Source organism: Rhodococcus sp. P3_B8, from assembly GCF_056402775.1.
The window spans coordinates 1-26,317 of sequence record NZ_JBFUGT010000081.1 but is presented as its reverse complement, the minus strand read 5'-3'; the positions used below and the strand labels follow the sequence as shown (position 1 = coordinate 26,317).

Genomic DNA, 26,317 nt, shown 5'->3' with positions numbered 1-26,317 from the left:
GCACCTGGATGATCCGCGCGCCGTGCATGACGGCCTGCGCGAGCTTGCCCATCGCGATCTTGCCCTGCGGCACCAGCACGGCACAGGTCATCTTCGCCTTCGCGGCGTACGCGGCTGCGGAAGCGGATGTGTTACCCGTGGACGCACACAGGACGGCCTGCTGACCGCGGGCCAGCGCGTCGGTGACGGCCATCGTCATTCCGCGGTCCTTGAACGAACCGGTCGGGTTGAGCCCCTCGACCTTCAGGTAGACGTCGCAACCGGTGAGCTCCGAGAGGTGCCCGGCGGGCAGCAGAGGGGTGCCGCCCTCGCGGAGGGTGACCGTCTTCCAGTTCGGTCCGATGGCGAGGCGGTCGCGGTAAGCCTCGATCAGCCCCGGCCAGGGGGTGTGAACGGGGTTACGGGTGCCGGTCATTGTTCGGTGCCTTCCAGTCGCAGCACGCTGGTCACAGCGGTGACGAATTCGAGTTTGCTCAGTGCCTCAACGGTTTCCGACAGAGCAGAATCCGTCGCGACGTGGGTCACGACGACGAGGCGGGCACCGTCGCCGGCGCCTTCCTGCCGCACGGTGGAGATGCTGACGCCGTGCTGCGAGAATTCGGCAGCCACCGCCGACAGGACCCCGGCCTTGTCCGTCACCTGCATGTTGACGTAGTAGCGCGTGGGGATGTCGCCGATCGGCGCGATCTTCAGCTTGGCGTACTTGGACTCGCGGGGTCCGCGGCCGCCGTTCACCTTGTTGCGCGCGGCCATCACCAGGTCGCCCATCACGGCCGATGCGGTGGGGGCGCCGCCTGCGCCCTGGCCGTAGAACATGAGGCGCCCGGCGTTCTCCGCCTCGACGACGACGGCGTTGAACGCACCGTTGACCGAGGCCAGCGGGTGTTCCAGCGGCACGAGCGCCGGGTAGACCCGCGCGGAGATCCGCTCCTTGCCCTCGGGGGTGGTGATCCGCTCGCAGATGGACAGCAGCTTGATCGTGCAGTCGAGTGCGCGAGCCGACGTCAGGTCGGCCGCGGTGATCTTGGAGATCCCCTCGCGGTACACGTCGGCGGCGGTGACCCGGGTGTGGAACGCGATCGACGCGAGAATGGCCGCCTTGGCCGCGGCGTCGTAGCCCTCCACGTCGGCGGTCGGATCGGCCTCGGCGTAACCCAGGCGTCCGGCCTCGGCGAGGGTCGCGGCGTAGTCCGCGCCGGTCTCGTCCATCGCCGACAGGATGAAGTTGGTGGTTCCGTTCACGATTCCGGCGACCTTGTTCACCCGGTCACCGGCGAGGGACTGGATGAGCGGGCGGATCACGGGGATCGCACCGGCCACGGCGGCCTCGAAGTAGAGGTCCACGTTGTGCAGTTCCGCCGCCTCGGCCAGTTCACCGGTGTGATCGGCGAGCAGCGCCTTGTTGGCGGTGACGACGGACTTGCCGGAGTTGAGCGCCGAGAGGATCAGCTTGCGGGGCAGGTCCATGCCGCCGATCACCTCGACGACGATGTCGACGTCGTCGCGGGYCACGAGTGACTCCGCGTCGGTGGTCTGCAACTCCTCGGGAATTCCGCGGTCCTTGCCGGGGCGGCGCACGGCCACTCCACGCAGTTCCAGCGGGGCACCGACGCGAGCCTCGAGGTCTTCGCTGTGCTCCCGCAGGATGCGCACCACCTCGCTCCCGACGTTGCCGAGGCCGAGGACGGCCACACCGATAGCGCGATGCGCCGATTCGCTCGTCACTCCTGTACCTCCAAGCTCAGCAGGTCTTCCACGGTTTCCCTCCGGAGGATCACGCGCGACTGTCCGTCGCGCACGGCCACCACGGCAGGGCGGGCGAGCAGGTTGTACCTGCTCGACATCGAATAGCAGTATGCACCGGTGGCCGCGACGGCGAGCAAATCGCCGGCGTCGATGTCCTCGGGCATCCAGGTGTCGCGGATCACGACGTCACCGGACTCGCAGTGCTTGCCGACGACACGGGACACCACCGGCGCCGCGTCGCTGACCCGCGAGACCAGTTTGGCCTCGTACTCCGCCTGGTACAGCGCGGTACGGATGTTGTCGCTCATTCCGCCGTCGACGCTGACGTACCGGCGGGTGAGGTTGGCGCCGACGGTGACGTCCTTGATGGTGCCGACCTCGTACAGCGTCACCGTGCCGGGTCCGGCGATCGCGCGTCCGGGTTCGACGGCCAGCGTCGGCTCCGGCAGACCGGCGAGCGCCGACTCGTTGCGCACGATGTCGCCGAGTTTGGCGGCGAGCTGATCGACCGGCGGCGGGTCGTCGGAGGGGACGTAGGAGATTCCCATGCCACCACCGAGGTCGATGATCGAGATCTGGGCGGTCTTCTCCACACCGAACTCCGCGACGACGTCCCGCAGCAGCCCGATCACGCGGTGCGCGGCCAACTCGAATCCGTCGACGTCGAAGATCTGCGAACCGATGTGGCTGTGGAGTCCCACCAGCCGCAGGTTGCCGGCGGCGAAGACCCGGCGGACCGCGTCGATCGCCTTTCCGCCGGCGAGCGAGAACCCGAACTTCTGGTCCTCGTGGGCAGTGGAGATGAACTCATGGGTGTGCGCCTCGACTCCGACCGTCACGCGGATCAGAACGTCCTGCACCACACCGGCTTCGGCGGCCACCTTGTCGAGGCGGTCGATCTCCGTGGCGGAGTCGAGCACGATGTGCCCGACCCGGGCCGACACGGCGGCGTTCAGCTCGGCGACCGATTTGTTGTTGCCGTGCATGGCAATTCGCTCAGCCGGGAATCCGGCGTGCAGGGCGACCGCCAGTTCGCCGCCCGACGCGACGTCCAGGGACAGGCCCTCGTCGGCGACCCAGCGGGCGATCTCGCCGCACAGGAACGCCTTCGACGCGTAGTGCACCTTGGCGGTGGGCCCGAACGCACGGGCCATGTCGCGGCAGCGGGACCGGAAATCGTCCTCGTCGACCACGAACAGTGGGGTGCCGTACTTCTCGGCCAGTTCGGTGACCGGGATGCCCGCCAGGCTCACGACCCCGTCCTCGGCGCGGTGCGCGTTGCGGGGCCACACCTCGGGAGAGAGTGCGGCGAATGCGGCCGCGTCGGCGGGACGTTCGGGCAGACCGGGTGCGTGCAGCTGTTCGGCGTGCTTGGGACCTGCGGGGTGCGCGTTCACATCTGCTCCGGTGCACTGACGCCGAGCAGGGCCAGTCCGTTGGACRGGACCTGCCGGGACGCGTCGCACAACGCCAGTCGCGCGATGTGCAGCGGGCCGACTTCTTCGTCGCCCTGGGGCAGGATCCGGCAGGCGCCGTAGAACCGGTGATAGGCACCGGCCAGCTCCTCGAGGTACCGCGCAATGCGGTGCGGCTCACGCAGATTCGCGGCACTGGTGACGACGCGCGGGTACTCGCCGAGGGTGCGGATCAGATCGCCCTCCTGCTCCGAGACGAGCAGCGAGAAGTCGGGATCCGTGACCGCGATACCGAGGTCGGCGGCGTTACGGGCGATGGCCGACAGGCGGGCGTGCGCGTATTGCACGTAGTACACCGGGTTCTCGTTGCCGGTGCTCGTCCACAGTTCGAGGTCGATGTCGATGCTCGAATCCACCGACGACCGGATCATCGCGTACCGCGACGCGTCGACGCCGATCGCCTCGACGAGGTCGTCGAGGGTGATGACCGTCCCGGCGCGCTTGCTCATCTTCACGGCCACACCGTCGCGGACGAGGTTCACCATCTGGCCGATCAGCACCTCGACGGTGTCGGGGTCGTCGCCGAACGCGGCCGCAGCCGCCTTGAGCCGGCCGATGTACCCGTGGTGGTCGGCACCGAGCATGTAGATGCACAGGTCGAAGCCGCGGGAGCGCTTGTCCTGGAAGTAGGCGATGTCACCGGCGATGTACGCCGCGTTGCCGTCGCTCTTGATGACGACGCGGTCCTTGTCGTCGCCGAAGTCGGTGCTCTTGAGCCACCAGGCGCCGTCCTCCTGGAACAGGTTGCCGGAGTCCTTGAGCGTCTCGACGGCCTTCTCCACCGCACCGGACTCGAACAACGAGTTCTCGTGGAAGTAGACGTCGAAGTCCACGCCGAACTCGTGCAGGGTGCGCTTGATGTGGGCGAACATCAGGTCGACGCCGATGGCGCGGAAGACTTCCTGCTGCTCGCCCGCGGGCAGTTCCAGCACGTCGGGGCGCTGGGACTGGACCTGGGCGGCGATGTCGGCGATGTACACACCCGCGTAGCCGTCCTCGGGGGCGGGTTCGCCCTTGGCGGCCGCGATCAGCGAGCGGGAGAACCGGTCGATCTGGGCGCCGTGGTCATTGAAGTAGTACTCGCGGGTGACCGCCGCGCCCTGGGTGGACAGGATCCGGCCCAGCGCGTCGCCCACGGCGGCCCAGCGCGTTCCACCGAGGTGGATGGGGCCGGTGGGGTTGGCCGAGACGAACTCGAGGTTGATCTTCTTGCCGTCGAGCGTGTGTCCGGCCCCGAAGGCGGCACCCTCCTCGAGGATCTTCGCGACGATCGCGCCCTGCGCGTCGGCGGCCAGGCGGATGTTGAGGAATCCCGGGCCCGCGATGTCGGCGCTGTCGATGCCCGCGGCCGCGGTCAGCGCCTCGGCGAGCCAGCCGGCCAGCTCACGCGGATTGGTACCGACCTTCTTGGCCACCTGCATCGCGACGTTGGTGGCGTAATCGCCGTGCTCGGGATTGCGCGGACGCTCGACCGTGAGAGTTTCGGGAAGCACGGACACGTCGAGTCCGCGTTCGGCGAGCACTTTCGCGGCGGTTCCGCGGAGCAGTTCGGCAAGGTCAGCTGGAGTCACAGGTATCCATCCTATGGCCAACGCGTCCCGGGCGGTGATCCGCCTTGCCGCGAGTCCCGTCGCGGACCCGGCGACTGCCGGCGAGCGTGGCGGCGGCCACTCTCCCAGGTTGCGCTCAGGGTGGGAAAGTACAGTGGTGTCGCCCTGAGTCCCGGCCCTCAGCTTCCGGTTACCGGGGGTCGAGCGCCCGTAACCCACACACCGAAAGATCACAATCGATGCCAAGCGGTTCGGAAAGTCGCGGTCCCGATAAGAACTCGGGCGCGAAGTCGGCGAAGGCCATCAAGGCCGCCAAGAAGAATAGCGGCGGCGCGAAAGTCAAGGGTGGCGCGTCCGCTCCGCGGAACATCCCCTGGCTGACGATCGGCGCCGGAGCTGCCGTTCTCGCACTCGTGGCGGTCCTCGCGATCAACCTGGTCCCCAAGTACCAGGCCAAGGAAGAAGCCGCGAAGTACGCGCCGAGCGCCGAGAATCCCGACCCGTCGGTCAACATCGACGGCGTCGTCAAGGTCGACTACCCGGCCGGCATCCACATCCAGCCGACGCAGCGCGTCGCGTACGACCAGTCGCCCCCGTTCGGCGGCCCGCACGACGCCATCTGGGCGACGTGCACCGGCACGGTCTACCCGAACGCGATCCGCACCGAGAATGCCGTGCACTCGCTCGAGCACGGCGCCGTGTGGATCGCCTACAACCCGGACGAGCTGTCCGCCGATCAGGTCGAGACGCTGAAGGGCAAGGTGGACGGCGAGACGTACACGCTGATGTCGCCGTTCCCGGGCCTCGACAGCCCGGTCTCGCTGCAGTCGTGGGGCCACCAGCTGAAGCTGGACAGCGTCGACGACGAGCGCATCGACCAGTTCATCACCGCGCTGCGGATCAACAAGAACACCTACCCGGAGGTCGGCGCGAGCTGCTCGTCCATCCCGGGCTCCGGTTTCGATCCGGACAACCCGCCGCCGTTCGACCCGAGTACACCCGGCGCGGACGCGGTGCCGATGGACGGTGGCGGCATCGCCCCGGACCAGTCGGAATCCGGTGGTGCGGGAGCGCAGCTGCCCAGCGGCATGCAGCTCCCGAGCGACCTGCAGTTGCCGTCCGATCTGCAGCAGGCGCCGGCCGAGGGTGGCAATGGCTAGCCCTGCCGAACCCGCAGACGCTCCAGCCCCGTCCCGGCCCAGTCAGCGCACAGCGCTGCTGGTCATCGGGTTGATCGGCGCCATCGCCCTCGGATTCGCGCTCGGGTTCCTCGCCCGGCTTCCACTCGAGGACAACGGGGCCCCGGTCCCCGAGGCCGGTTCCGTGGATGTCGGATTCGCGCAGGACATGAGCGTGCACCACAGCCAGGCGGTGGAGATGTCGGCGATCGCGCTGGCGGGCGCCACCGACCCGGCGGTGCGCGGCCTCGCGTACGACATCCTCACCACGCAGCAGAATCAGCTCGGGCAGATGCAAGGCTGGCTCGCGATGTGGGATCAGCCGGCGCTGCCGTCCGGCGGCTACATGGGCTGGATGGAAGCCGAGCACTCCGACGGTCACGACCACGGGTCCGCCGACAGCGGGCACATGGGTTCGATGTCGAAGATGCCGGGCATGGCGTCCTCGGAGGACATGGCCGCGCTGCGTCAGGCCACCGGACCGGCCGTCGACGTCCTGTACCTGCAGCTGATGTTGCGCCACCACCAGGGCGGCCTCCCGATGATGGAGTACGCGGCCCAGCACGCGTCGGAGGACGCGGTGCGCTCTCTCGCGCAGACGATGGTGGACACGCAGCAGAGCGAGTCGACGGTGATGACGAACATGCTCACCGCGAAGGGCGCCGCTCCCCTCCCGATGAACTGATCTCCGGCCTCACGACCACGTCCAGTCGCGCACCTCGGGCATGTCCTCGAGGTGCGCGACGACGTATTCGCCGTGCCGTTCGAGTTGCCGGAGGCAGAAGTCGGCCAGTTCGCCGGCACCGGACGGTTCCCTCCGCGTGCGTCGCAGCGCCTCGAGGACCAGGTGATAGCGACTCATCCGGTTGAGCACGACCATGTCGAACGGGGTGGTCGTCGTGCCCTGTTCGCTGAAGCCGCGAACGTGGAACCGGTCCGGGGCGGGACGCCCGTGGATCAGCTCGTGGACGGCGCGCGAGTACCCGTGGAACGCGAACACCACGTCCGTGTCCGCGGTGAACAGGTCCAGGAACATGCGCGCGTCGAATCCGTGCGGATGTTCCGTGGGTGTGAGCAACCCCATGAGGTCGACGACGTTGACCACCCGGGTGACCAGTTCCGGCGTGTGCTCGCGCAGCAACTGCGCCGCGGCGAGGATCTCCTGGGTCGGAACGTCCCCGGCGGCCGCGAGCACGACGTCCGGGTCGGCGCCCGCCGGGGCTTCCGTCCCCGCCCACGCCYACACCGACGCCCCGCCCGCGCAGTGCGCATGCGCCTCCGCGAGGGTCAGGTACTGCAGGTGCGGCTGCTTGTCGACGACGATGAGATTGACGTGGTCGGTGCTGCGGAGGCAGTGGTCGGAGATGGACAGCAAGGTGTTCGAGTCCGGTGGCAGCCAGATCCGGACGACGTCCGGTGCGAGCGGGATGACGGCGTCGATCATGCCCGGCCCCTGATGACTGAACCCGTTGTGGTCGTTGCGCCAGCAGGTACTGGTCAGCAGGACGTTCAGCGACGCCACCGGCGCCCGCCACGGCAGATCCACCGCATGCTGCAACCACTTCGTGTGCTGGACGAGCATCGACACGCTCACCATCGCGAACGCCTCGTAGCTGGCGAACAGCCCGTGCCGTCCCGACAGCAGATACCCCTCGAGCCACCCCTCGCAGAGGTGCTCGCTGAGCACCTCCATCACCCGGCCGCGGGCCGACAGCCCGTCGTCGTAGTCCGTGACCGGCAGCTGCCAGCAGCGGTCGGTCACCTCGAACACGGCGCCCAACCGGTTGCTGGACGTTTCGTCCGGGCAGAACAACCGGAAGTAGCCGCCGCCGTCGGGCGTGGTGGTGGCGGCGTACAGGTCGCGGAGCAGTTCCCCGAGCACCCGGGTGGTCTCGTGGTGGGTGGTGCCGGGCTTCTCGATCGCAAGCGCGTACTTCTCCAGCGGCGGCACGGGAAGATCCGCACGCAGGCGGCCGCCGTTCGCGTACGGCGACGAACCCATCCGCTTGTCGCCCTGCGGCGCCAGCCGCTCGAGGTCCGGAACGAGTGCGCCGAACGAGTCGAACAGTGCGTCCGGTCCGTACGACCGCATCCACTCCTCGAGCTGACGCAGATGCGCCTCGTCGGTCCGCACCCCCGACAGCGGAACCTGATGGGCCCGGTGCGTGCCCTCGACGAGCACGCCGTCGACGGTCCGCGGACCGGTCCAGCCCTTCGGGGTCCGCAGCACGATCGCCGGCCACTTGGCGGCGCTGCGCCTGCCGGCCCGCGCCTCCCGCTGAAGGTCGGAGATCGCGGTGTGCGCGTCGGTGAGGGCGCGATGCAGCGCCGGGAAGACCTGCCGCGGGTCGTCGCCGGAGACGACGGTCGGCGCCCAGCCCTGACCGCCGAGGAACGCCTCGACGTCCGCGTCGCTGCTGCGGCCGTAGACAGTGGGCCCGGCGATCTTCGCTCCGTTGACGTGCAGGATCGGCAGCACCGCTCCGTCACGTTCCGGATTGAGGAAGGCGGGAAGTTTCCATGACCCGGACAGCGGTCCCGTCTCGGCCTCACCGTCTCCGATCACGCACGCCACCAACAGATTCGGGTGATCGAACGCCGCCCCGGCGGCATGCGCGAGGGCGTAGCCGAGTTCGCCGCCCTCGTGGATGCTGCCCGGTGTCTGCACACTGACGTGACTCGGGATGCCACCGGGCGTCGAGAACTGCCGGCAGAGCCGGTGGATACCCGCGGCGTCGCGGGACACGCCCGGATACACCTCCGAGTACGTCCCCTCCAGGTACGTGGCGGCGACGAGCGCCGGACCACCGTGTCCGGGACCCGTCACGTAGAGACAATCGGTGTCGGTCCGGCGGATGAGGCGGTTCAGCAGGGCGTAGATCATCGACAGACCCGGGCTCGTCCCCCAGTGCCCGAGCAGCCGGGGTTTGATGTGTTCCGGGCGCAGCGGCTCACGCAGAAGCGCGTTGTCCTGCAGGTAGATCTGCGCGACCGTCAGATAGTTGGCCGCCGCCCACCACCGCAGGTCCAGCTCGAGATCGGAATCGGAATAGTGCCCGTCGGAGTCCTGCGACCCCAACTGCCGTCCATCGGTCATTCTCGACGCCTCCCCGGGAGTTCGCGAGCGTCCACGTCCTCCCGACACTAGGCGTGTCCGGGCCGCGACCGGGGCGAGTCCACAAAGTAGGGGGACCGATTTGGTCGATCCCACTACCCATGCGCTACGATTGGCCAGCCCAATCGGCACACCGGTTTTCCGGTGCGCCCCCGTAGCTCAGGGGATAGAGCGTTCGCCTCCGGAGCGAAAGGTCGCAGGTTCGAATCCTGCCGGGGGCACCACGAGAAACTGCGTCGCCTGTCGCGGCGCAGCCTTTCTCTCTGGTGCTACCAGTCTTCCCCGAGTGATCTCCTCGGGCTTTGTCGAGAGCTGCAGCCGCGCCGGCAGATGCCGCGCCCACCGATCGAACGCTGGCCTCCTCCATTGCGGGTTCCGCGGTAAGAACTCTCTGCCGAAGACTCTCTCCGGCAGTGTCGACCAAGGGACACCCCTGTGCAGCAACACCGCTCTCATCCACTCACCCTCGGCGTCGTCGCGCGTTCGAGTAAGCCCGACGAACGCCGGCTCCCGATCCATCCGCTCCACTTCGACCGGATCGACCCCGACCTCCGTGGCCGCATCCACCTCGAGTACGGCTACGGCGAGCCCTTCGGTGTCTCCGACGAGCAGCTGGCCCTCTCGGTGGGCGGGCTGCGCACCCGGGAGCAGCTGATCGAGCACTCCGACGTCCTCCTGCTGCCCAAACCTCTCGCGAAGGATCTGGCGGACCTGCGTGACGGCCAGATCCTGTGGGGGTGGCCGCACTGCGTCCAGGACACGGAGCTCACCCAGGTGGCCGTCGATCGCCACCTCACGTTGATCGCGTTCGAGGCCATGAACCACTGGAGCGTCGAGGGGTCGTTCCAGCTCCATGTCTTCCACAAGAACAACGAACTCGCCGGATACAGCTCGGTGCTGCACGCCCTGTCGATCGCGGGTTCGACCGGCGACTACGGCCGCCGCCTGCGCGCCGTGGTACTCGGCTTCGGTGCCACCGCCCGCGGCGCCGTCACCGCGCTGAACGCCCTGGGCATCCACGACGTCCACGTCGTCACGCAACGCGGGGTCACCGCCGTGAGCTCGCCGATCCATTCCGCGGAGATCGTGCAGTTCGATCACGACGACGCCGATCCGCGCCGCAGCCACGTCACCACGGACGAGGGCCGGATGCCGCTCGCCGGGTTCCTCGCCCGGCACGACATCATCGTCAACTGCGTCCTACAGGACACGGAATCGCCGCTGACGTTCCTGATCGACTCGGACATCGAGACCCTCCTGCCCGGCAGCCTCGTCGTCGACGTGTCCTGCGACGAGGGAATGGGCTTCAGCTGGGCCCGGCCCACGTCGTTCGCCGATCCGACGTTCATGATCAGTGAGAACGTCCGCTACTACGCGGTCGACCACAGCCCGTCCTACCTGTGGAATTCGGCGACCTGGGAGATCAGCGAGGCCCTGCTCCCCCATCTGGGGACGGTCCTCGACGGACCCGCCGCCTGGGACCGCAGCGACACGATCCGGCGGGCCGTCGAGATCCGCGACGGAGTCGTGCAGAACCCCCGGATCCTGTCGTTCCAGCACCGCGCGGCGGACTACCCGCACCCGGTCGTCGCCTGATCGACCGGACGAACGGGACGCTCGTTCGATCTGACGCGACGAGCGTCCCGTTCGTCCGGGAGGGCGACTGTTCAGGCCGGAGTGCTGCGGCGCATTTCGCGTCGGAGGATTTTTCCGCTGGCCGTCTTGGGTAGTTCGTCGACGATCTCGACGCGCCTCGGGGCCTTGTAGCTGGCCAGCCGCTCCCGGCAGTACTCGACGAGGTCGTCCGTCTCGACCGTCTGCCGGGGGCGGAGGCTGACGAACGCGGCGACGGTCTCGCCGCGGTAGCTGTCCGGCTCGCCGACGACCGCGGCCTCCCGGACCGCGGGATGCCGGTAGAGGACGTCCTCGACTTCGCGGGGCCAGACCTTGAACCCGGACGCGTTGATCATGTCCTTCTTGCGGTCGACGACGTACACCCAGCCCTGGGCGTCCATGAATCCCACGTCGCCGGTGAGCAGCCGGCCGCCGGGCAGCGACTGCGCCGTGGCGTCCGGTTTGTTCCAGTACGCGGGCACGACCATCGGCCCGTCGACGGCGATCTCCCCGACCTCGAGCGGGCCGAGGTCGTGCCCGTCCTCCCCGACGATCCGGATCACGGCGGAGGGAAGGGGCAGGCCGATCGCCAGCGTGCCCGACGACGGATCGACCGGCGCCTCCAGGTTCGGCGGGACGACGACGCACGGTGCGCTGGTCTCGGTGAGCCCGTAGCCGTTGCGGATGTACTTTCCGGTCAGCTCCCGGAACCGTTCGACGATGGCAGGGGGTAGCGGGGCGCCACCGGACATCACGGCCTCCAGCGAGGCGAAGCGCTCACCGGAGAAGTCGGGGTGGGCCATCAGCGCCATGTAGGCGGTGGACGGGCCGACCATGAACACCGGCCGCTCCCGTTCGAGGGCGTCGAGGACGACCCCTGCGTCGAACCGGTACGCGAGGATCAGCGGCGACGCCAGATCGATCGCGGTGAGCAACTGGCACACCATGCCCGTGATGTGGAACAGCGGCGCGAGCGCGAAGATCGGCGAACCTGCGGGCTTGCTCTCGTACAGGCGCAGGATCGAACTGTTGACGGTGAGATTCCGGTGGGTGTTGGTCGCCCCCTTGGGGACTCCACTCGTTCCGGACGTGTAGGACACGAGCGCGACGTCGTCCGGGACCAGGCCGGAGTCCGCCACGTCGGCTCCCGCGCGCGCCCGGGCCACCTCGAGCAGGTCCGGCACGCCCTCGGCGCGCACCCGGGTCACGCCCCCGAACACCCGTGGGTCGCCGGACGTCTGGATGTCGAGTTCGCTGGCGGTCATCGCGATCCGCACACCCGCGGCGGACGCCCGCTCCGCCACCCGATCGGCCCACGCGTTCTCGCTGCACACGATCGCGGTGACTCCGGCGTCGGTGAGGATGTGGGAGAGCTCGTCCCGGTACATCGGGTTCAGCGGGACGACGACACCGCCTGCCTTCCATGTGCCGAGCAACGCGAGCAGGAACTGCGGGACGTTCTGCAGGTAGATGGCGAGCCGGTCGCCCTTCCCGAATCCGTTCTCGGTGAGGTAGGCGGCCACACCGTCGCTGAGTTCGTCGACCTCGCGGTAGTCGAGGGTGCCGCCGAGGTACCGGATCGCCGGCCCGTCCGGGGCGGATTCGACCGCGGCCGAGAACATGTCGAGCGCTGTCCGGGCGGGGATCTCCCCCACGGAACGCGTGTTCTCGTCGTACCGTTCCATCCAGGGCCTGTCGTCGTACCAGCTCATCGCCGCCGTGCCGCCTCTCGCTCGTTCCGTGTTCCGACTGTGTGACGTGCTGTTCAGCGTGTTCCCGAGATCCCGCCGTCGACGGGGACGACGGTGCCGGTGAGGTAGGCCCCGGCGCGCGAGGAAAGGAAGATCGCGGTGCCCGCGACGTCTTCCGGTGTGCCGACCCGGCCGAGCGGGACCGATCCCTCGACCGCCTCCTTCCGCTCCGGGTCGTCGAGGACGAACGCCATCATCTTGCTCGGAAACGGTCCGGGGGCAATGGCATTGACGGTGATTCGCTCGGCGGCCAGCGTCGCTGCGAGCTTGCGGGTGAGCATGTGGACCGCGGCCTTGCTCGCCCCGTACGAGAAGTTCTCGCTACCCGACACCACGAGTCCGTCGATCGACCCGATGTTGATCACCCGGGCGGGGTCACCGTCCGTCGCCGCGGCCCGCAGACTCGGCAGCAACGCCTGGGTGAGCATGAACACGCCCTTGACGTTGATGTCGAAGATCTTGTCGAAACCGGCGGCGGGGAAATCGTCGACCGGCGCACCCCACGTCGCTCCGGCGTTGTTCACCAGGACGTCCAGTCGGGGCGACAACTCGGCGACCCGCGCGACGAGCCCCTCGATCCCCTCCTCGGTGGACAGGTCGGCGGGGTGTGCGTGACACGTCCCCGGCCCGGCGGCGGACAGTTCGGCCGCGGCCTTCTCGCACGCCTCGGCCTTGCGGGCGGAGATGATCACGGTCGCTCYGGCCAGGGCGAATCCTTGCGCGATCATCCGGCCGATACCCCGCGAACCTCCGGTGACCACCACGGTCTTGCCTGCGACGTCGAACAGCGAACCTATGTCCATGTGCGTTCCCTTCAGGGTTGGAAGACGAGGCGGCCGACGGTGCTGCCGTCACCGAGCCGGCCGATGCCGTCGGCGACGTCAGCGAGCGAGAGCCGCTCGCTGATGAGCGGCGTGATCGCACCGGAGTCGGCGAGACGGGTCAGTTCCTCGTGGCAGTCGGCGATCGCCTGCTGGTTGTACTGCTTGTACAGGCCCCAGTGCAGGCCGATGATCGAGTAGTTCTTGATCAGGGCGTGATTGAGGCCGGGTGTCGGGATGGTGCCGCCGGCGAAACCGATGATCAGGATCCGGCCTTCGAACGCGATGCACTTGGTGGACTTCGCGTAGGCGTCGCCGCCGACCGGGTCGTAGACGACGTCCGCGCCGCGTCCGCCGGTGAATTCCTTGACCAGCGGAACGAAATCGTCGGTGTGCCTGTCGATCACCAGATCCGCCCCCAGCCGGCGGCAGTACTCGACCTTGTCGGCACCGCCGACGACGCCGATCACCTTCGCTCCCGCGGCTTTGCCCAATTGCACTGCGGCGCTGCCCACTCCGCCCGCGGCGGCGTGGACGAGCAGCGTCTCCCCCGGCTTCAGCTGGGTGCGCCGGTGCAGGGCGAACCAGCTCGTCTGGTAGCCGATGCTCAACGCCGACGCCTCGGCGTCGTCGAGCGCGGACGGTGCGGCGAACGTGTTGGCCTCGTCCATGACGGCCAGCTGGGCGAATCCGCCGCCGGGCAGGTTGGGGTTGCCGATCACCCGGTCGCCGACGGCGAAGCGGGTCACGCCGTCACCGACCGCCAGCACCTCACCGCACAGCTCGACTCCGGGTGTGAACGGCAGCGGCGGCTTGATCTGGTATTCGCCCCGGCACAGCAGCACGTCGGGGAAGTTCGCCGGTGCGGCGAGAACCTTCACCAGCACCTGGCCGGAGCCTGCAGTCGGGTCCGGGACTTCCTCGAGTTGCAGCGCGGTGCGCGGCTCGCCGAGTTCGTGGACACGCCATGCCTTCATGGATTGTTTCCTGACTGTCGGTGATGGAGCTCGGGTTACGCGGGCAGGTCGATCAGGTCGGCGAGGTGCGCGCGGTGACGGTAGGCGGTGCCGAACGCGAGCTGATCGCTCTTCGCCCTCTTCAAATACAGGTGCGCGGGGTATTCCCAGGTCATTCCGATGCCGCCGTGCAGCTGGACGCACTCCTCGGCGGCGTGGACGGCGACGTCACTGCAGTACGCCTGCGCGACGGCGGCCGCGACCTCGGCGTCCGCGTCGCCCCGGGCGGCGGTGTCCGCGGCGTAGCGGGCAGCGGCGGCCGCGGAGGTGACCTCGAGCCACAGGTCGGCGAGGCGGTGCTTGATCGCCTGGAACGACCCGACGGCGCGGCCGAACTGGGTTCGCTCCTTGACGTACGCCAGGGTGGTCTCGAAGCACCACTGCGCAAGCCCGAGCTGCTCGGAGGCGAGCAGTGCGGCGCCGACGACGAGGGCCTCCCGGACCGCCGCCGCGGCGTTGCCGTCGTCGATTCGGGTGGACGCGGCGCCGTCGAACGCGACATCCGACAGTGGCCGGGTCATGTCGAGCGCGAGCACGGGCGTGACCGTGACACCGGCGGTGCCGGCGGGCACCGTGTGCAGTTCGAGTCCGCCCGGACCCAGGGCGGGCACGATCAGGATGTCGGCCTCCGAGACGCCCGCGACGCTGGTCACGGTGCCGGTCAGGGCGTCGCCCTCTCGGCGCACGGTCGGGGTGAACCGCCCCGGTGCGGTCGCGAGCCCGACCGTGAGCGCACCGGTGGTCGTCCCGTCGGCGAGTGCGCCGACCGTTCGCGTGTCCCCCGCCTTCAGCAGCGCGACCGTCGCGAGTACGGCACTGGAAAGGTACGGGACGGGCGCGACGGCACGTCCGATCTCCTCCATGACCACCGCGGCCTCGCGTGCGCCGGCTCCGGCGCCACCCAGGTCCTCGGGAACGAGCAGGCCCGCCAGTCCGAGTTCGACGGCGAGGGATTTCCATACTCCGGAGAAGTCGGCGGGTGCCCGGTCGTACGCCCCGACCACCAGTTCCGGTGGGCAGCGGTCGGCGAGGAGGCGGCGGACGGAGTCGCGCAGGGCGTCTTCCGTGTCGGAGTACAGCAGATCTGCGGTGCTCATCGGGGCAGGTCCTTCCAGGCGATATCCTTGTCGACGCGGTGCTCCGGCGGGAGCCCGAGGACGCGTTCTGCGATGACGTTGCGCAGGATCTCGGACGTGCCGCCCTCGATCGAATTGCCTTTCGCGCGCAGGTACCGGTAGCCGGGTTCACGGCCGGTGAAGTCGACTTTGTCGGGGCGGCGCATCGTCCAGTCGTCGTACCGCAGCCCGGCCTCGCCGTGGAGTTCGATGTCGAAACCCGAGATGGTCTGCGCGAGCCGGGCGAAGGCCAGCTTCAGGCCGGACCCCTCCGGGCCGGGTTGCCCGGCCTCGAGTTGCTGCCGCAGGCGTTCCCCGGTCAGCCGGGCGACCTCCGCTTCGACCCACAGCCGCAGCAGTTCGTCGTGCATCGCTGGGTCGCGGAGTTCGGGTTGCTCCCGCCAGGCCTGTGCGACCGGTCCGATCATGCCGCTCTCGCGGGCGGCCGCGGAACCGCCGATCGCGACGCGCTCGTTGTTGAGGGTCGCGGTGGCCACCCGCCAGCCCTGTCCCTCGTCGCCGAGCCGATCGGAATCGGGAATGCGGACGTCGGTGAGGAACACTTCGTTGAACTCGGCTTCACCGGTGATCTGCCGCAACGGCCGGACGTCGATACCCGGATCGCTCATGTCGCACAGGAAGTAGGTGAGCCCGGCGTGCTTGGGCACCGTCGGATCCGTCCGGGCCACGAGGATCGCCATCTGCGCGTTCTGCGCCCCCGACGTCCACACCTTCTGCCCGTTGRCCCGCCAGCCGTCACCCTCACGGACGGCTCGCGTCGCGACCGCGGCCAGGTCGGAGCCCGCCCCCGGTTCGCTGAACAACTGGCAGTAGATGTGCTCGCTGGTGAAGATCGGCCGAAGGTACTTCTGCTGTTGTTCCTCGGTGCCGAACGCGGCGATGGTCGGAGCGGCCATGCCCAATCCGATTCCGTTGCGGCCCTTCGCCGGACCGGGCGCTCCGGCGGCCGCGAGTTCGGCGTCGACCTGCGCCTGGAAGCTCTGCGGCAGACCGAGTCCGCCGCGTCCCGGCGGGAAGTGGACCCACGCGAGGCCGGCGTCGAATCGGGCTCCGAGGAATCCGGTCGGATCCGACAGGTCGTTCTGTTCGACGAGGGTCGCGACGCGATCGCTGAGGTCGCGTGCGATCGCCTGTTCGTCAGTGGTCATGTCCTCAGTCCTTCGGTCCGCCGGCCACGTAGATCACTTGTCCGGACACGAATCCGGCACCCTCACTCGCCAGGAACGACGCAGTGTTGGCGATGTCCTCGGGCTGCCCGACGCGGTTCACGGGGATCTGCGACGCCGCCGCCTTCTTGAAGTCCTCGAAGCCGACACCCACCCGCTCGGCGGTGGCAGCGGTCATCTCGGTTTCGATGAAGCCGGGCGCAATCGCGTTCGCGGTGACCCCGAACTTGCCCAGTTCGATGGCGAGCGTCTTGGTGAAGCCCTGCATGCCAGCCTTGGCGGCGGAGTAGTTGACCTGCCCGCGGTTGCCGAGCGCGGACGTGCTCGACAGGTTCACGATGCGGCCGAACCCCGCGTCGACCATGTGCTGCTGCACGGCCCGCGACATCAGGAACGCACCGCGCAGGTGCACGTTCATCACCGCGTCCCAGTCGTCGACGGTCATCTTGAACAGCAGGTTGTCGCGGGTGATCCCGGCGTTGTTGATCAGGATCGTCGGGGCACCGAGTTCGGTCGCCACCCGCTCGACCGCCGCCGCGACCGACGCCTCGTCGGCGACGTTCGCGCCCACGGCGAGTGCCCGGCCTCCGGTGGACTCGATCGCGTCGACGGTTGCCGCGCAGGCGGACTCGTCGAGGTCGAGCACGGCCACCCCGTACCCGTCGCTCGCCAGTTTCTTCGCCACCGCGGCACCGATGCCCCGTGCCCCGCCGGTGACGATTGCCGTTCTCTTCATGAAGTTCTCCATCGTCGTGTGATCAGATTCCGGCCCGGGCGGCGATGTCGCACGCCTTGGCCACGAGGTCGTCGATGCGCTCGACGGTCGGGGTGCCCGCGGCCGCCTTGTTCTGCGGTTCGTCCCGCGCGCGGCGCATGACGCCCTCGGCGATGACCGCGACCTTCCACAGGCCGAGGACGTGCCAGAACGCCAGGGCCTCCGGGTCGCGTCCGGTCTCGTCGAGGTACACCCCGGCGATCTCCACCCGATCCGGGAAACCGTCGAGGGTGGACGCGGGGAAGTCGCCGCCGGTGGTCTCGCCCGGCTCCGGCCAGTACGCGAGCAGGCTGCCGACGTCGGCGAGCGGGTCGCCGAGGGTGCACAACTCCCAGTCCAGGGCCGCGGTCACCTCCCCGGTCCGGTGGGACGTGATGACGTTGCGCAGGTGGAAGTCGCCGTGCACCAGTGTCAGTTCCCGCTGCTCCGGTACCGAATCGGTGAGCCGTCGCGTCAGGTCGTCGAGGGCGGGCAGCTCGCGGGTCTTCGACTTCTCCCACTGCCCCGACCACCGCTTGAGCTGACGCTGCGCGTACGGCTTGTGGCTGGCCAGGTCGGCCAACCCGGTCCGGTCGAGGTCCACCGCGTGGATCTTCGCGAGCGTCCGCGGCAGCGACAGACCGATCACCCGGCGACGTTCCGGCGTCAGGGACTCCGCGATCGACATGCGATCGACGACCTGCCCGTCGACGAACTCCATCAGCAGCAGCGGTACCTCGGTCACCTCCGGGTCGTCGGTGAGCCCGAACACCCGCGGGGTGGGCACCGCGGTGTCCTCGAGGGCGGAGAGGATCCGCGCCTCCCGGGCRACGTCGTGGGCCGACGCCAGCAGGTGTCCGAGAGGCGGGCGCCGGAGCACCCATCTGCCACCTGCCTCGTCCCGGACGAGGTAGGTGAGGTTGGACTGTCCGAGTCCGATCCGGTCGAAGGTCAGCGGTCCGGCACTGTCGATGCCGAGCGTGCCGAACCAGCGGCTCACGGCCTCGATGTCGATGCCGACGACGTCCACGCTAGACACCGAGCTGGGCCCCCTGCCGGAACGGGAGGGCGTCGCCGAGCAGTTGACCGCCGTCGATCACCATGGTTTCGCCGGTGATCCAGCTGGCGGCGTCGGAGACGAGGAACGCGACCGCGGACGCGATGTCCTCGGGTTCACCGATCCGTCCCAGGGCCGTGGACGCCGACACGGCCTGCTCGTGTTCCTTCCACAGCGCCTCGGCCAGCTTGGTCCGCACCACACCCGGGGCGACGGCGTTGACCCGCACCTTCGGTGAGAGTTCCAGTGCCAGTTGCTTCGTGACGTGAATCAGCGCGGCCTTGGACGCGTTGTACAGACCGATGTTCGCCTCGAAGGCCATGCCGCCGATGGAGGCGGTGTTGACCACGGCGCCGCCGTGCTCGCCCATCCACGCCCTCGTGACGAGCCCGGTCCACAGCACCGGCGCCCAGAGATTCACGTCGAAGGTCTTGGCGAATCGCGCGTGGTCCTGGTCGATGATCGGCCCGAACGAAGGGTTCGTTCCCGCATTGTTGACCAGGATGTCCAGGCTGCCGAAGCGGTCGAGGGTGAGGTCGACGCAGCGCCGGGCGGCCTCTTCGTCGACGGCGTGGGCGGCAATTCCGATCGCGGTGCCCCCGACCTCGGCCGCGGCGGCGTCGGCCGATTCCTGGGACCGTGAGGTGAGCACCACGTTGCCGCCAGCGGCCGCGATGGCCTTGGCGACGGCCAGACCGATGCCCCGCGAGGCGCCGGTGACGATCGCGGTGCGTCCGGTGAGGTCGAGTCCGGCCATGTCAGCTCACCGCAACCTTGTGTCCGTTGGTGGAGGCGTTGACGGCGGTGTCGCGGTAGGGCCGGAGTTCCTGCCGCGCGATGGCGCGCTTGTGGACCTCGTCGGGACCATCCGCCAGGCGCAGCGTGCGCAGGTGCGCCCAGGCCATGGCGAGGGGGAAGTCGTCGGTCACGCCGGCTCCACCGTGCACCTGAATCGCCCGATCCACAATCTTCAACGCAATATTCGGAGCCGCCACCTTGATCGCCGCGATCTCCGTCCGCGCCTCCTTGTTCCCCACCGTATCCATCAGATACGCCGCCTTCAGCGTCAACAACCGAATCATCTCGATCTCGATCCGCGCCTCCGCAATCCAATCCTGAACATTCGCATTCTCACTGACCGGCTTACCGAACGTCACCCGCGACGACGCCCGACGACACATCAACTCCAACGCCCGCTCCGCCATCCCGATCGCCCGCATGCAATGGTGAATCCGACCCGGACCCAACCGCGCCTGCGAAATCGCGAAACCCTCCCCCTCGCCCTTCAGCACATCCTTGGCCGGCACCCGAACRTCGGCGAAATCGATCTCCGCATGCCCCTCCCGATCCTGATACCCGAACACCGGCAACCCCCGCATCACCGTCACCCCCGGCGCATCGATCGGCACCACCATCATCGACTGCTGCCGATGCGGCGCCGCCGACGGATCCGTCTTCCCCATCACGATCAACACCCGGCAATTCCGGTGCAACGCATTCGACGCGAACCACTTCCGCCCGTTCAGCACATACTCGTCACCGTCCCGGACCATCGACAACTCCACATTCGTCGCATCCGAACTCGCCACCGCCGGCTCCGTCATCGCGAACGCCGACGCCATCGTCCCCTCCAGCAACGGCGTCAGATACTTCTCCTTGTGCTCSGCCGTACCGAACAACTCGAGCACCTCCATRTTGCCCGTATCCGGCGCATTGCAATTGCACGCCTCCGACGCAATATGACTGCGCCCCATGATCTCCGCCAACGGCGCATACTCGAGATTCGTCAACCCCGCACCMGTCCCCGGATGCGGATGAAACAGATTCCACAACCCCCGMCGCCGCGCCTCCGCCTTCAACTCCTCCAACACCGGCGGCTGGAAATGCGGATCMCCCGACTCCCGCATCTGCTCCTCGTACACCGCCTCCGCCGGATACACATGCGAATCCATGAACTCCAGCAGATCGGTCTGGTATTGCCGGGCGCGATCGGATAAGTCGAACAGCGACATGCGGACTCCTCGTGCGGTCGGGTCAGGACGGCTGGGCGAGGAGCGAGGCCTGGTAGCGGCGCATTCCCCGGATCCATCGGTCGTAGTCGGTGCCCTTGTGCCGATACATCTCCAGCACTTCGGGGTGCGGAAGGATCAGGAACTGTTCGGCTTCCATTGCGGCGAGCACGCATTCGGCCACCTCGGACGGTTCGAGCACCGAACCCGCGGTGATGACGGCGCGTGCGGCGGTGGCCGACAGGGCGGCGTCGTCGGTGAGCAGCTTGGTGTTGACGCCCATCGGGCACAGGCAACTGACGCGGACGCCCTTGTCGCCGTACGTGACGGACAGCCATTCAGCGAATCCGACGGCGGCATGTTTGGTCACCGAGTAGGGGGCGGAACCGATCTGGGTAAGCAGCCCGGCGGCCGAGGCCGTGCTGACGAAGTACCCCTCACCGCGCTCGATCCAGCCGGGGACCAGGCGGCGTGCGGCCCGGATGTGCGCTCGGACGTTCACGTCGAGGGCAAGGTCCCACACCGCATCGTCGGGTTCGAGGCCCTCCCCGGCCGCGACACCCGCGTTGGCGAAGTAGARGTCGACGGGGCCGAACGCCTCCTCCGCGGCGTCGATGACCGAGCCGATCTGCGCGTCCTCGGACGCATCGGCACCGCGGGCGATCGAGGCCCCCGGACGCGTCGCGTTGATCCGGTCCGACACCGCCTGGGCCGATGCGGCATCGAGATCGGTGACGACTACCCGGGCCCCCTCGGCGGCGAGCCGCTCCGCGAGCGCACCGCCGATTCCACCTCCGCCACCGGTGACGATGGCGACCTTCTGCGCAACCTGCACGAGATTCCTCCCTCGAGGGGACACGGACGTGGCCCCAGTCTTCCACAGAAAGCATCTGAACCCGGTGTCGGATTCAGTTTCGTCGACCTGGGTATCCCCACGCGATCACGCCGTCGGATAGAGCTCAGCTCCGCTCGGGGAACCTCAGTCCATTTGCCCAGATGCGCGTCGTGGTGAACACGACGTCGTCGAAGTCGACGGGAGTGCCGTCGGTCCCGTTCACGCTGGCCACGAACACGTTGTACGCCAACCGGCTGACCATCCCCGACAACGCCCGTGAGGCAAGCATCGGGTCGAGTTCCTTATCTGCGATGCCCCGCGCCTGCAGTTCCGCGATGCCCCGCGCGTTGCGCGCGATGAACGCGTCGGCCCGCTGGCGCCGCAGGTCCGCGAACGCTGGGTCGATGTGCGCGACCTGCTCCAGCAGCCCCATCAACTTGGCGTTACGCCGGTAGGCCTCCAGGTAGGCGCGGTTACTCGCCTCCAGGACGGCGTACGGGTCGTCGGTGTCCTGCACCCGTTTCATGCCCGGGTGCATCATGTCTTCCTGCGCCACCTCCAGTACGGCGGCGAACACCTGTTCCTTGTTGTCGAAGTATGTGTAGAACGACCCCGTCGAGCAGTTGGCTTCCTTCGTGATGTCGGTGAGCCTGGCATCGAGGTACCCGGACCGCTCGAACACCGTCCGCGCGGCCGCCACCAACGCCGCGCGCGTGCGTGCACCGCGCGGGGTCGCCGGAGGCTCCCGCAACAGATCGGTGGCCGCCATCGACGGGGCGGGCTGGTCGTCCCACTCTTCATGGACGGTGCGCGTGGTCATTTCCTACTTATACGCCAGCACGGCAGCCCCGCCCAACCCGACGCTCAGGTGATGGTGATGCCGCCGTCCACCGCGATCGTCTGACCGGTGACGTACGCGGCAGCGTCCGAAGCGAGCCAGACGACGGTCGCGGCCAGCTCCTCCGGGTTACCGAGGCGACCGAGAACGAGCCGCGATTTCATCGATTCGAGGTACCCGTCCTGGTACTGGTCCGTCATCTCCGTCTCGAAGAATCCGGGAGCGATCGCATTCACCCGGATGCCCTTGCGGGCACCCCACTGCTGCGCCAGGTCGCGGGTTAGACCGATGACCCCGGCCTTGCTCGCGGCGTACGCGGCCTGCGGAAGTCCCGCGGTGGTGAGACCGAGCACGCTCGCGATGTTCACGATCGCACTGCCCGGCTTCATGACCTTGCCCGCCGCCTGCGCCGCCCAGTAGGAACCGTTCAGGTTGATGTCGACGACCTGCCGGAACTGCTCCGGCGTCTCCCGCGTCGCGGGGACTGCCGTACCGACGCCGGCGTTGTTGACGAGCACGTCCACGCGGCCGAACTTCTCCATGGCCGCGTCGATCATGTTCTGCGCCTGAGCCGGGTCGGCGATATCCGTCGCAACGCACAGCGCCTGACGTCCGGCGGCCCGCACCAGTTCGGCGGTCTTCTCGAGACGGTCGGTGCGGCGCGCTGCCAGCACCACGTCGGCGCCGGCCTCCGCCGCGGCCTGCGCGAACGCCACCCCGAGGCCCGACGACGCACCGGTCACGACGACCACCCGATCGGTCAAGCTGAACTTGTCGAGAACGGACATACGAAGCGACTCCTTTGTCGTCGGGCTACGGGGTACGGGTTCAGAGGCCGAGGTCGCGTCCGATCAGTTCCTTCATGATCTCGTTGGAACCGGCCCAGATCTTGGTGACACGGGCATCCATCCATGCACGGGCGGCACGGTACTCGGTCATGAATCCGTAGCCACCGTGCAGCTGCACGCAGTGGTCGAGGACCTCGTTCTGCACCTGAGCAGTCCACCACTTGGCCTTCGCTGCGTCCACTGCGGTGAGCTCACCGTCGGCGTGTGCGGCGACGCAGTTGTCGACGTAGGCCTGGGTGACCTCGACACGGGTGACGAGGTCCGCGAGGAGGAACTTGTTCCACTGCAGCGAGCCGATGGACTGGCCGAATGCCTTGCGGTCCTTGGCGTACTGGATCGTCTCCTCGAGGATCGGCGCGGCGTGCGCGATGTTCGAGACGGCGGCGCCGACACGCTCCTGCGGCAGCATCTCCATCATGTGGATGAATCCGCGGTCGATCTCACCGATGATGTTCGTCGACGGCACACGCACGTTCTCGAAGAACAGCTCGGCGGTGTCCGACTCGTGCTGGCCGACCTTGTCGAGCTTGCGGCCGCGCTCGAAGCCCTCCATGCCCGTCTCGACGGCGAACAGGGTGATGCCCTTGGACTTCTTCTCGGGACTGGTACGCGCCGCGACGATCACCAGGTCGGCGTTGTAGCCGTTCGTGATGAACGTCTTGGAACCGTTGATGATCCAGTCGTCACCGTCCTTGACCGCGGTGGTCTTGAGCGAGGCGAGGTCGGAACCACCGGAAGGCTCGGTCATGCCGATCGCGGTGAGCAGTTCACCGGTGCAGAACTTGGGCAGCCAGCGCTGCTTCTGCTCCTCGGTCGTGAGCTGCACGAGGTACGGCGCGACGACGTCGGCGTGAATGCCGAAGCTCGACGACACGGCGGCACTCGCCCGCGAAAGCTCCTCGGCGAGAACCGCGTTGAACCGGTAGTCGCCGGCCTCGCTTCCGCCGTATGCCTCGGGGACCTCGAGGCCGAGGAATCCGTTGCGGCCCGCCTCGAGCCAGATCTCGCGGTCGATGAAGCGCTGCTCGATGAGCTTGTCGGCCACCGGCAGGAGGTTGCGGTTCACGAACTCCCGGGCCGATTCGCGGAATGCCTCGTGATCGGGGCCGTACAGGGTGCGTCGCATGACCGCTCCTTTGTCGAAATCCAGCTGACTGTGTCCACGCTTTCCAGCATGTAAGCGTGTGCTTATTTTCTAAGCGCTTGCTTATACTGATGGCGTGGCGCGGTATTGTCAACAGCCGCGCAGCCGAGGATGGAGAAAGACATGAGCGAATCACCGAACCAGGTGATCAGCCCTTCCAAGGCTGCCGCCCGCATCCGAGCCGCAGCCGTCGACGCATTCGCGACCAGCGGTTACGGGGGCACCACTACCCGCGAGATCGCCGCCCGCCTCGACATGAGCCCCGCCGCGATGTACCCGCACTACCGATCCAAGGAAGAGCTGCTCTTCGCGATCAGTTACGAAGGCCACACCGCGGCACTCGACGTTGTCGTGAGCGCAGACCTCCCCGACGAGGCACCCTCGACGAGGCTGCAGGCGCTGATCGGCGCCTTCGCGAGCTGGCAGGCCACGCACCACGCACAGGCTCGTGTCGTGCAGTACGAGCTCAACGCCCTCACGCCCGAGCACTATCGCGACGTGGTCAAACTGCGCCGTGACATCACCCACATCGTCCGCGCCGTCGTCGACGCCGGGGCAGCATCCGGCGAATTCACGGTCCCCGACGGCGAAGGCGTCACCCTCGCCCTCATGTCTCTGTGCGTCGACATCTGCCGCTGGTTCCCGGCCGGCGCCTACACCGAGCCCGAGGCCGTCGCGGACCTCTACGCCGACCTCGCCATGCGCATGGTGGGTGCCGGCTCGGTATTGCCAAGGTCCCGCGGGGTCGGCTAAACTAGAACATACGTTCGATTCGGGGGAATCGAACGGCAGCCAGGGGGTCGGGGTGGATGCAGCAGCGGTAACCGCATTTCTGGTCGAGTTACCGAAACTCGACCGGGATATCGACGATGCGACGCGCATCGACGTACTTCGCACACTCGAAGAGGTGAAAGCCGCCTGTGCGGGCGTGCAAGCCCGGGTGACCGCAGACCTCGACGCCTCCATCCGCACCGCACGAGCAGACCGCCAAGTGCCATTCGCACATCGAGGGCGCGGTATCGCCAACCAGGTGGCGTTGGCACGACGGGACTCACCGTTTCGAGGTGGCCGTCATCTCGGCATGGCCACCGCTCTTGTCCACGAGATGCCCCGCACCTTGGCGCTGCTCGAACGAGGGGTCCTCAGCGAGTGGCGGGCAACGATCCTCGTCCGCGAAACCGCGTGCCTCACCCGAGAAGACCGCACCGCACTCGATTACCTGCTGTGCGCCGACCCGGCAACATTGGACGGGCTCGGCGACCAGGCGGTGTGCGCGAAAGTTCGCGCGGCCGCTGCAGAAGTCGACGCCGAGGCCATGGTGCGACGGGCCCGCAAGGCGGTATCGGACAGGAGGGTCACCTCCCGGCCCGCACCGGACACCATGGCGTACGTCAGCGCTCTGCTGCCGGTGGCACAGGGGGTCGCGGTGCACGCGACTCTCGCCCGTGACGCCGATTCCATCCTCGCCGCCGGTGACGAGCGAACGCGGTCGCAAATCATGGCCGACCTCCTCGTCTCCCGAGTGACCGGCACGCCCCACACCGCGACGACACCTCCGATCACCGTCAACCTCGTGATATCCGACCGCGCGCTCCTCGACCGAGGGTCCGAGCCCGCCTACGTGCAGGGGTACGGTCCCGTCCCCGCGGCACTCGCGGGGCACTGGATACATGAGGCGGTCCAGGCCACGATCGATCCGGAAACCGGGGACGAGGCGCGGGTGACCCTGCGCCGCCTGTACGCGAACCTGCACTCCGGAGCCCTGACCGCAACCGAGTCCCAGGCCCGCTGCTTCCCCGCCGGGTTGGCGAGGATGATCGATCTGCGCGATCGAACGTGCCGGACACCGTGGTGCGATGCGCCGATCCGGCATCACGACCACATCCAACCCCGCGAATACGAGGGCCCCACCACCGCACACAACGGCGCTGGCCTGTGCGCGGCCTGCAACTACGCCAAACAAGGCGCAGGGTGGAACGCCAAGCCCCACCAACTGCCCGGCGGACTGCACAAGATCGAGATCCACACCCCCACCGGACACCGGTACCGATCAACCGCACCACCACTACCGAAACCGTTGCCGTTCCGTGAGGTTCAAATCAGCTCACCAGTGGAACGCATCCTGATCGAATACCTCCACGCGGCCTGAACATCGGGTCGCTGCACACTAGACCGAGTGACACACCCGTGCGGTAGCATCTCCGCACGCGGCCGTGGGGGTCCTGTCGAGTACTGGGGGGATGGGGATGAGCAAAACACTGCGT

General features: G+C 68.2%; 23 protein-coding genes and 1 tRNA gene. 6 read left to right on the top strand and 18 right to left on the bottom strand.

Annotated features, from left to right (window positions below):
- From AC1D1G_RS23140 to argS, 4 genes are all read right to left on the bottom strand, one after another.
- Positions 1-415: pyridoxal-phosphate dependent enzyme (locus tag AC1D1G_RS23140; RefSeq protein WP_477953823.1), on the bottom strand; the 415-nt coding region annotated here is incomplete at its 3' end.
- Complete coding sequence (locus AC1D1G_RS23135; protein WP_477953822.1) at positions 412-1,725, bottom strand: homoserine dehydrogenase; 1,314 nt, start codon at positions 1,723-1,725, stop codon at positions 412-414. The genes AC1D1G_RS23135 and AC1D1G_RS23140, both read right to left, overlap by 4 nt.
- Positions 1,722-3,143, bottom strand: coding sequence for a diaminopimelate decarboxylase (gene lysA, locus AC1D1G_RS23130; RefSeq protein ID WP_283354687.1), 1,422 nt, complete (start codon positions 3,141-3,143; stop codon positions 1,722-1,724). Before lysA ends, AC1D1G_RS23135 begins: the two co-directional genes overlap by 4 nt.
- Positions 3,140-4,792 (bottom strand): arginine--tRNA ligase, encoded by a 1,653-nt coding sequence (gene argS / locus AC1D1G_RS23125; RefSeq protein ID WP_477953820.1) that lies wholly within the window; start codon positions 4,790-4,792, stop codon positions 3,140-3,142. Before argS ends, lysA begins: the two co-directional genes overlap by 4 nt.
- A 218-nt stretch (positions 4,793-5,010) precedes the next feature.
- Here argS and AC1D1G_RS23120 point away from each other — a divergent pair, with 218 nt between their 5' ends.
- Both AC1D1G_RS23120 and AC1D1G_RS23115 read left to right on the top strand, forming a co-directional pair.
- On the top strand, positions 5,011-5,931 hold the full coding sequence (locus tag AC1D1G_RS23120) for a DUF3105 domain-containing protein (RefSeq protein ID WP_283335907.1): 921 nt from the start codon (positions 5,011-5,013) through the stop codon (positions 5,929-5,931).
- Positions 5,924-6,634, top strand: a complete 711-nt coding sequence (locus AC1D1G_RS23115) for a DUF305 domain-containing protein (protein ID WP_280783614.1) — start codon at positions 5,924-5,926, stop codon at positions 6,632-6,634. The genes AC1D1G_RS23120 and AC1D1G_RS23115 overlap by 8 nt, the downstream gene beginning before the upstream one ends.
- Before the next feature lie 9 nt (positions 6,635-6,643).
- Here the strand turns inward: AC1D1G_RS23115 and AC1D1G_RS23110 are convergent, their stop codons facing one another.
- On the bottom strand, positions 6,644-9,046 hold the full coding sequence (locus AC1D1G_RS23110; protein ID WP_477953819.1) for a phosphoketolase family protein: 2,403 nt from the start codon (positions 9,044-9,046) through the stop codon (positions 6,644-6,646).
- 166 nt (positions 9,047-9,212) lie between these two features.
- Here AC1D1G_RS23110 and AC1D1G_RS23105 point away from each other — a divergent pair.
- Positions 9,213-9,288, top strand: a tRNA-Arg gene (locus AC1D1G_RS23105).
- Positions 9,289-9,499: 211 nt separating this feature from the next.
- The gene (locus AC1D1G_RS23100; protein ID WP_105422760.1) at positions 9,500-10,660 is read left to right on the top strand and encodes a N(5)-(carboxyethyl)ornithine synthase; all 1,161 of its coding nucleotides are present in this window, start codon (positions 9,500-9,502) and stop codon (positions 10,658-10,660) included.
- Positions 10,661-10,731: 71 nt separating this feature from the next.
- Here AC1D1G_RS23100 and AC1D1G_RS23095 read toward each other — a convergent pair whose 3' ends face one another.
- The 13 genes from AC1D1G_RS23095 to AC1D1G_RS23035 all read right to left on the bottom strand — a co-directional run bounded on the left by AC1D1G_RS23095 (position 10,732) and on the right by AC1D1G_RS23035 (position 24,035).
- A complete protein-coding gene (locus AC1D1G_RS23095; protein ID WP_477953817.1) occupies positions 10,732-12,390 on the bottom strand; it encodes an AMP-binding protein in 1,659 nt (552 codons plus the stop codon).
- 53 nt (positions 12,391-12,443) lie between these two features.
- Positions 12,444-13,232, bottom strand: a complete 789-nt coding sequence (locus AC1D1G_RS23090; RefSeq protein ID WP_477953815.1) for a RhlG family 3-oxoacyl-ACP reductase — start codon at positions 13,230-13,232, stop codon at positions 12,444-12,446.
- A gap of 11 nt (positions 13,233-13,243) precedes the next feature.
- Positions 13,244-14,227, bottom strand: coding sequence for an NADPH:quinone oxidoreductase family protein (locus tag AC1D1G_RS23085; protein ID WP_477953813.1), 984 nt, complete (start codon positions 14,225-14,227; stop codon positions 13,244-13,246).
- Between the two features lie 35 nt (positions 14,228-14,262).
- Positions 14,263-15,363 (bottom strand): acyl-CoA dehydrogenase family protein, encoded by a 1,101-nt coding sequence (locus AC1D1G_RS23080; protein ID WP_477953812.1) that lies wholly within the window; start codon positions 15,361-15,363, stop codon positions 14,263-14,265.
- Complete coding sequence (locus tag AC1D1G_RS23075; RefSeq protein ID WP_477953811.1) at positions 15,360-16,550, bottom strand: acyl-CoA dehydrogenase family protein; 1,191 nt, start codon at positions 16,548-16,550, stop codon at positions 15,360-15,362. Before AC1D1G_RS23075 ends, AC1D1G_RS23080 begins: the two co-directional genes overlap by 4 nt.
- Positions 16,551-16,554: 4 nt before the next feature.
- Positions 16,555-17,316 (bottom strand): 3-oxoacyl-ACP reductase FabG, encoded by a 762-nt coding sequence (gene fabG, locus AC1D1G_RS23070; RefSeq protein ID WP_271212546.1) that lies wholly within the window; start codon positions 17,314-17,316, stop codon positions 16,555-16,557.
- Between the two features lie 10 nt (positions 17,317-17,326).
- Positions 17,327-18,361 (bottom strand): phosphotransferase family protein, encoded by a 1,035-nt coding sequence (locus tag AC1D1G_RS23065; RefSeq protein ID WP_280783622.1) that lies wholly within the window; start codon positions 18,359-18,361, stop codon positions 17,327-17,329.
- A complete protein-coding gene (locus AC1D1G_RS23060; RefSeq protein ID WP_280783623.1) occupies positions 18,354-19,136 on the bottom strand; it encodes an SDR family oxidoreductase in 783 nt (260 codons plus the stop codon). The genes AC1D1G_RS23065 and AC1D1G_RS23060 overlap by 8 nt, the downstream gene beginning before the upstream one ends.
- Position 19,137: 1 nt before the next feature.
- Complete coding sequence (locus AC1D1G_RS23055) at positions 19,138-20,391, bottom strand: acyl-CoA dehydrogenase family protein (RefSeq protein WP_477953810.1); 1,254 nt, start codon at positions 20,389-20,391, stop codon at positions 19,138-19,140.
- A gap of 22 nt (positions 20,392-20,413) precedes the next feature.
- Positions 20,414-21,223 carry an SDR family oxidoreductase gene (locus AC1D1G_RS23050; protein WP_477953809.1) on the bottom strand — a complete coding sequence of 270 codons (810 nt, stop codon included), beginning with the start codon at positions 21,221-21,223 and terminating at the stop codon, positions 20,414-20,416.
- Positions 21,224-21,347: 124 nt separating this feature from the next.
- Positions 21,348-22,043: a TetR/AcrR family transcriptional regulator gene (locus tag AC1D1G_RS23045; protein ID WP_005569496.1), complete on the bottom strand. Its 696-nt coding sequence runs from the start codon at positions 22,041-22,043 to the stop codon at positions 21,348-21,350.
- A gap of 44 nt (positions 22,044-22,087) precedes the next feature.
- Positions 22,088-22,849, bottom strand: a complete 762-nt coding sequence (locus AC1D1G_RS23040; protein ID WP_477953808.1) for an SDR family NAD(P)-dependent oxidoreductase — start codon at positions 22,847-22,849, stop codon at positions 22,088-22,090.
- A gap of 40 nt (positions 22,850-22,889) precedes the next feature.
- Entirely contained in the window at positions 22,890-24,035 is a 1,146-nt protein-coding gene (locus AC1D1G_RS23035; protein WP_283333885.1) for an acyl-CoA dehydrogenase family protein, read from the bottom strand.
- Positions 24,036-24,176: 141 nt separating this feature from the next.
- On the opposite strand from AC1D1G_RS23035, the gene AC1D1G_RS23030 reads away from it, so the two are divergent.
- Entirely contained in the window at positions 24,177-24,806 is a 630-nt protein-coding gene (locus tag AC1D1G_RS23030; protein WP_477953807.1) for a TetR/AcrR family transcriptional regulator, read from the top strand.
- A gap of 52 nt (positions 24,807-24,858) precedes the next feature.
- Positions 24,859-26,202 (top strand): HNH endonuclease signature motif containing protein, encoded by a 1,344-nt coding sequence (locus AC1D1G_RS23025; protein WP_283353746.1) that lies wholly within the window; start codon positions 24,859-24,861, stop codon positions 26,200-26,202.
- The last annotated feature ends 115 nt before the right edge of the window (positions 26,203-26,317 follow it).

Coding starts and splice junctions, on each gene's coding strand:
- AC1D1G_RS23040 (WP_477953808.1), bottom strand. CDS start 22,849: ATGTCCGTTCTCGACAAGTTCAGCTTGACCGATCGGGTGGTCGTCGTG.
- AC1D1G_RS23035 (WP_283333885.1), bottom strand. CDS start 24,035: ATGCGACGCACCCTGTACGGCCCCGATCACGAGGCATTCCGCGAATCG.
- AC1D1G_RS23030 (WP_477953807.1), top strand. CDS start 24,177: ATGAGCGAATCACCGAACCAGGTGATCAGCCCTTCCAAGGCTGCCGCC.
- AC1D1G_RS23060 (WP_280783623.1), bottom strand. CDS start 19,136: ATGGCCGGACTCGACCTCACCGGACGCACCGCGATCGTCACCGGCGCC.
- AC1D1G_RS23120 (WP_283335907.1), top strand. CDS start 5,011: ATGCCAAGCGGTTCGGAAAGTCGCGGTCCCGATAAGAACTCGGGCGCG.
- fabG (WP_271212546.1), bottom strand. CDS start 17,316: ATGGAGAACTTCATGAAGAGAACGGCAATCGTCACCGGCGGGGCACGG.
- AC1D1G_RS23045 (WP_005569496.1), bottom strand. CDS start 22,043: ATGACCACGCGCACCGTCCATGAAGAGTGGGACGACCAGCCCGCCCCG.
- AC1D1G_RS23085 (WP_477953813.1), bottom strand. CDS start 14,227: ATGAAGGCATGGCGTGTCCACGAACTCGGCGAGCCGCGCACCGCGCTG.
- AC1D1G_RS23080 (WP_477953812.1), bottom strand. CDS start 15,363: ATGAGCACCGCAGATCTGCTGTACTCCGACACGGAAGACGCCCTGCGC.
- AC1D1G_RS23115 (WP_280783614.1), top strand. CDS start 5,924: ATGGCTAGCCCTGCCGAACCCGCAGACGCTCCAGCCCCGTCCCGGCCC.
- AC1D1G_RS23095 (WP_477953817.1), bottom strand. CDS start 12,390: ATGAGCTGGTACGACGACAGGCCCTGGATGGAACGGTACGACGAGAAC.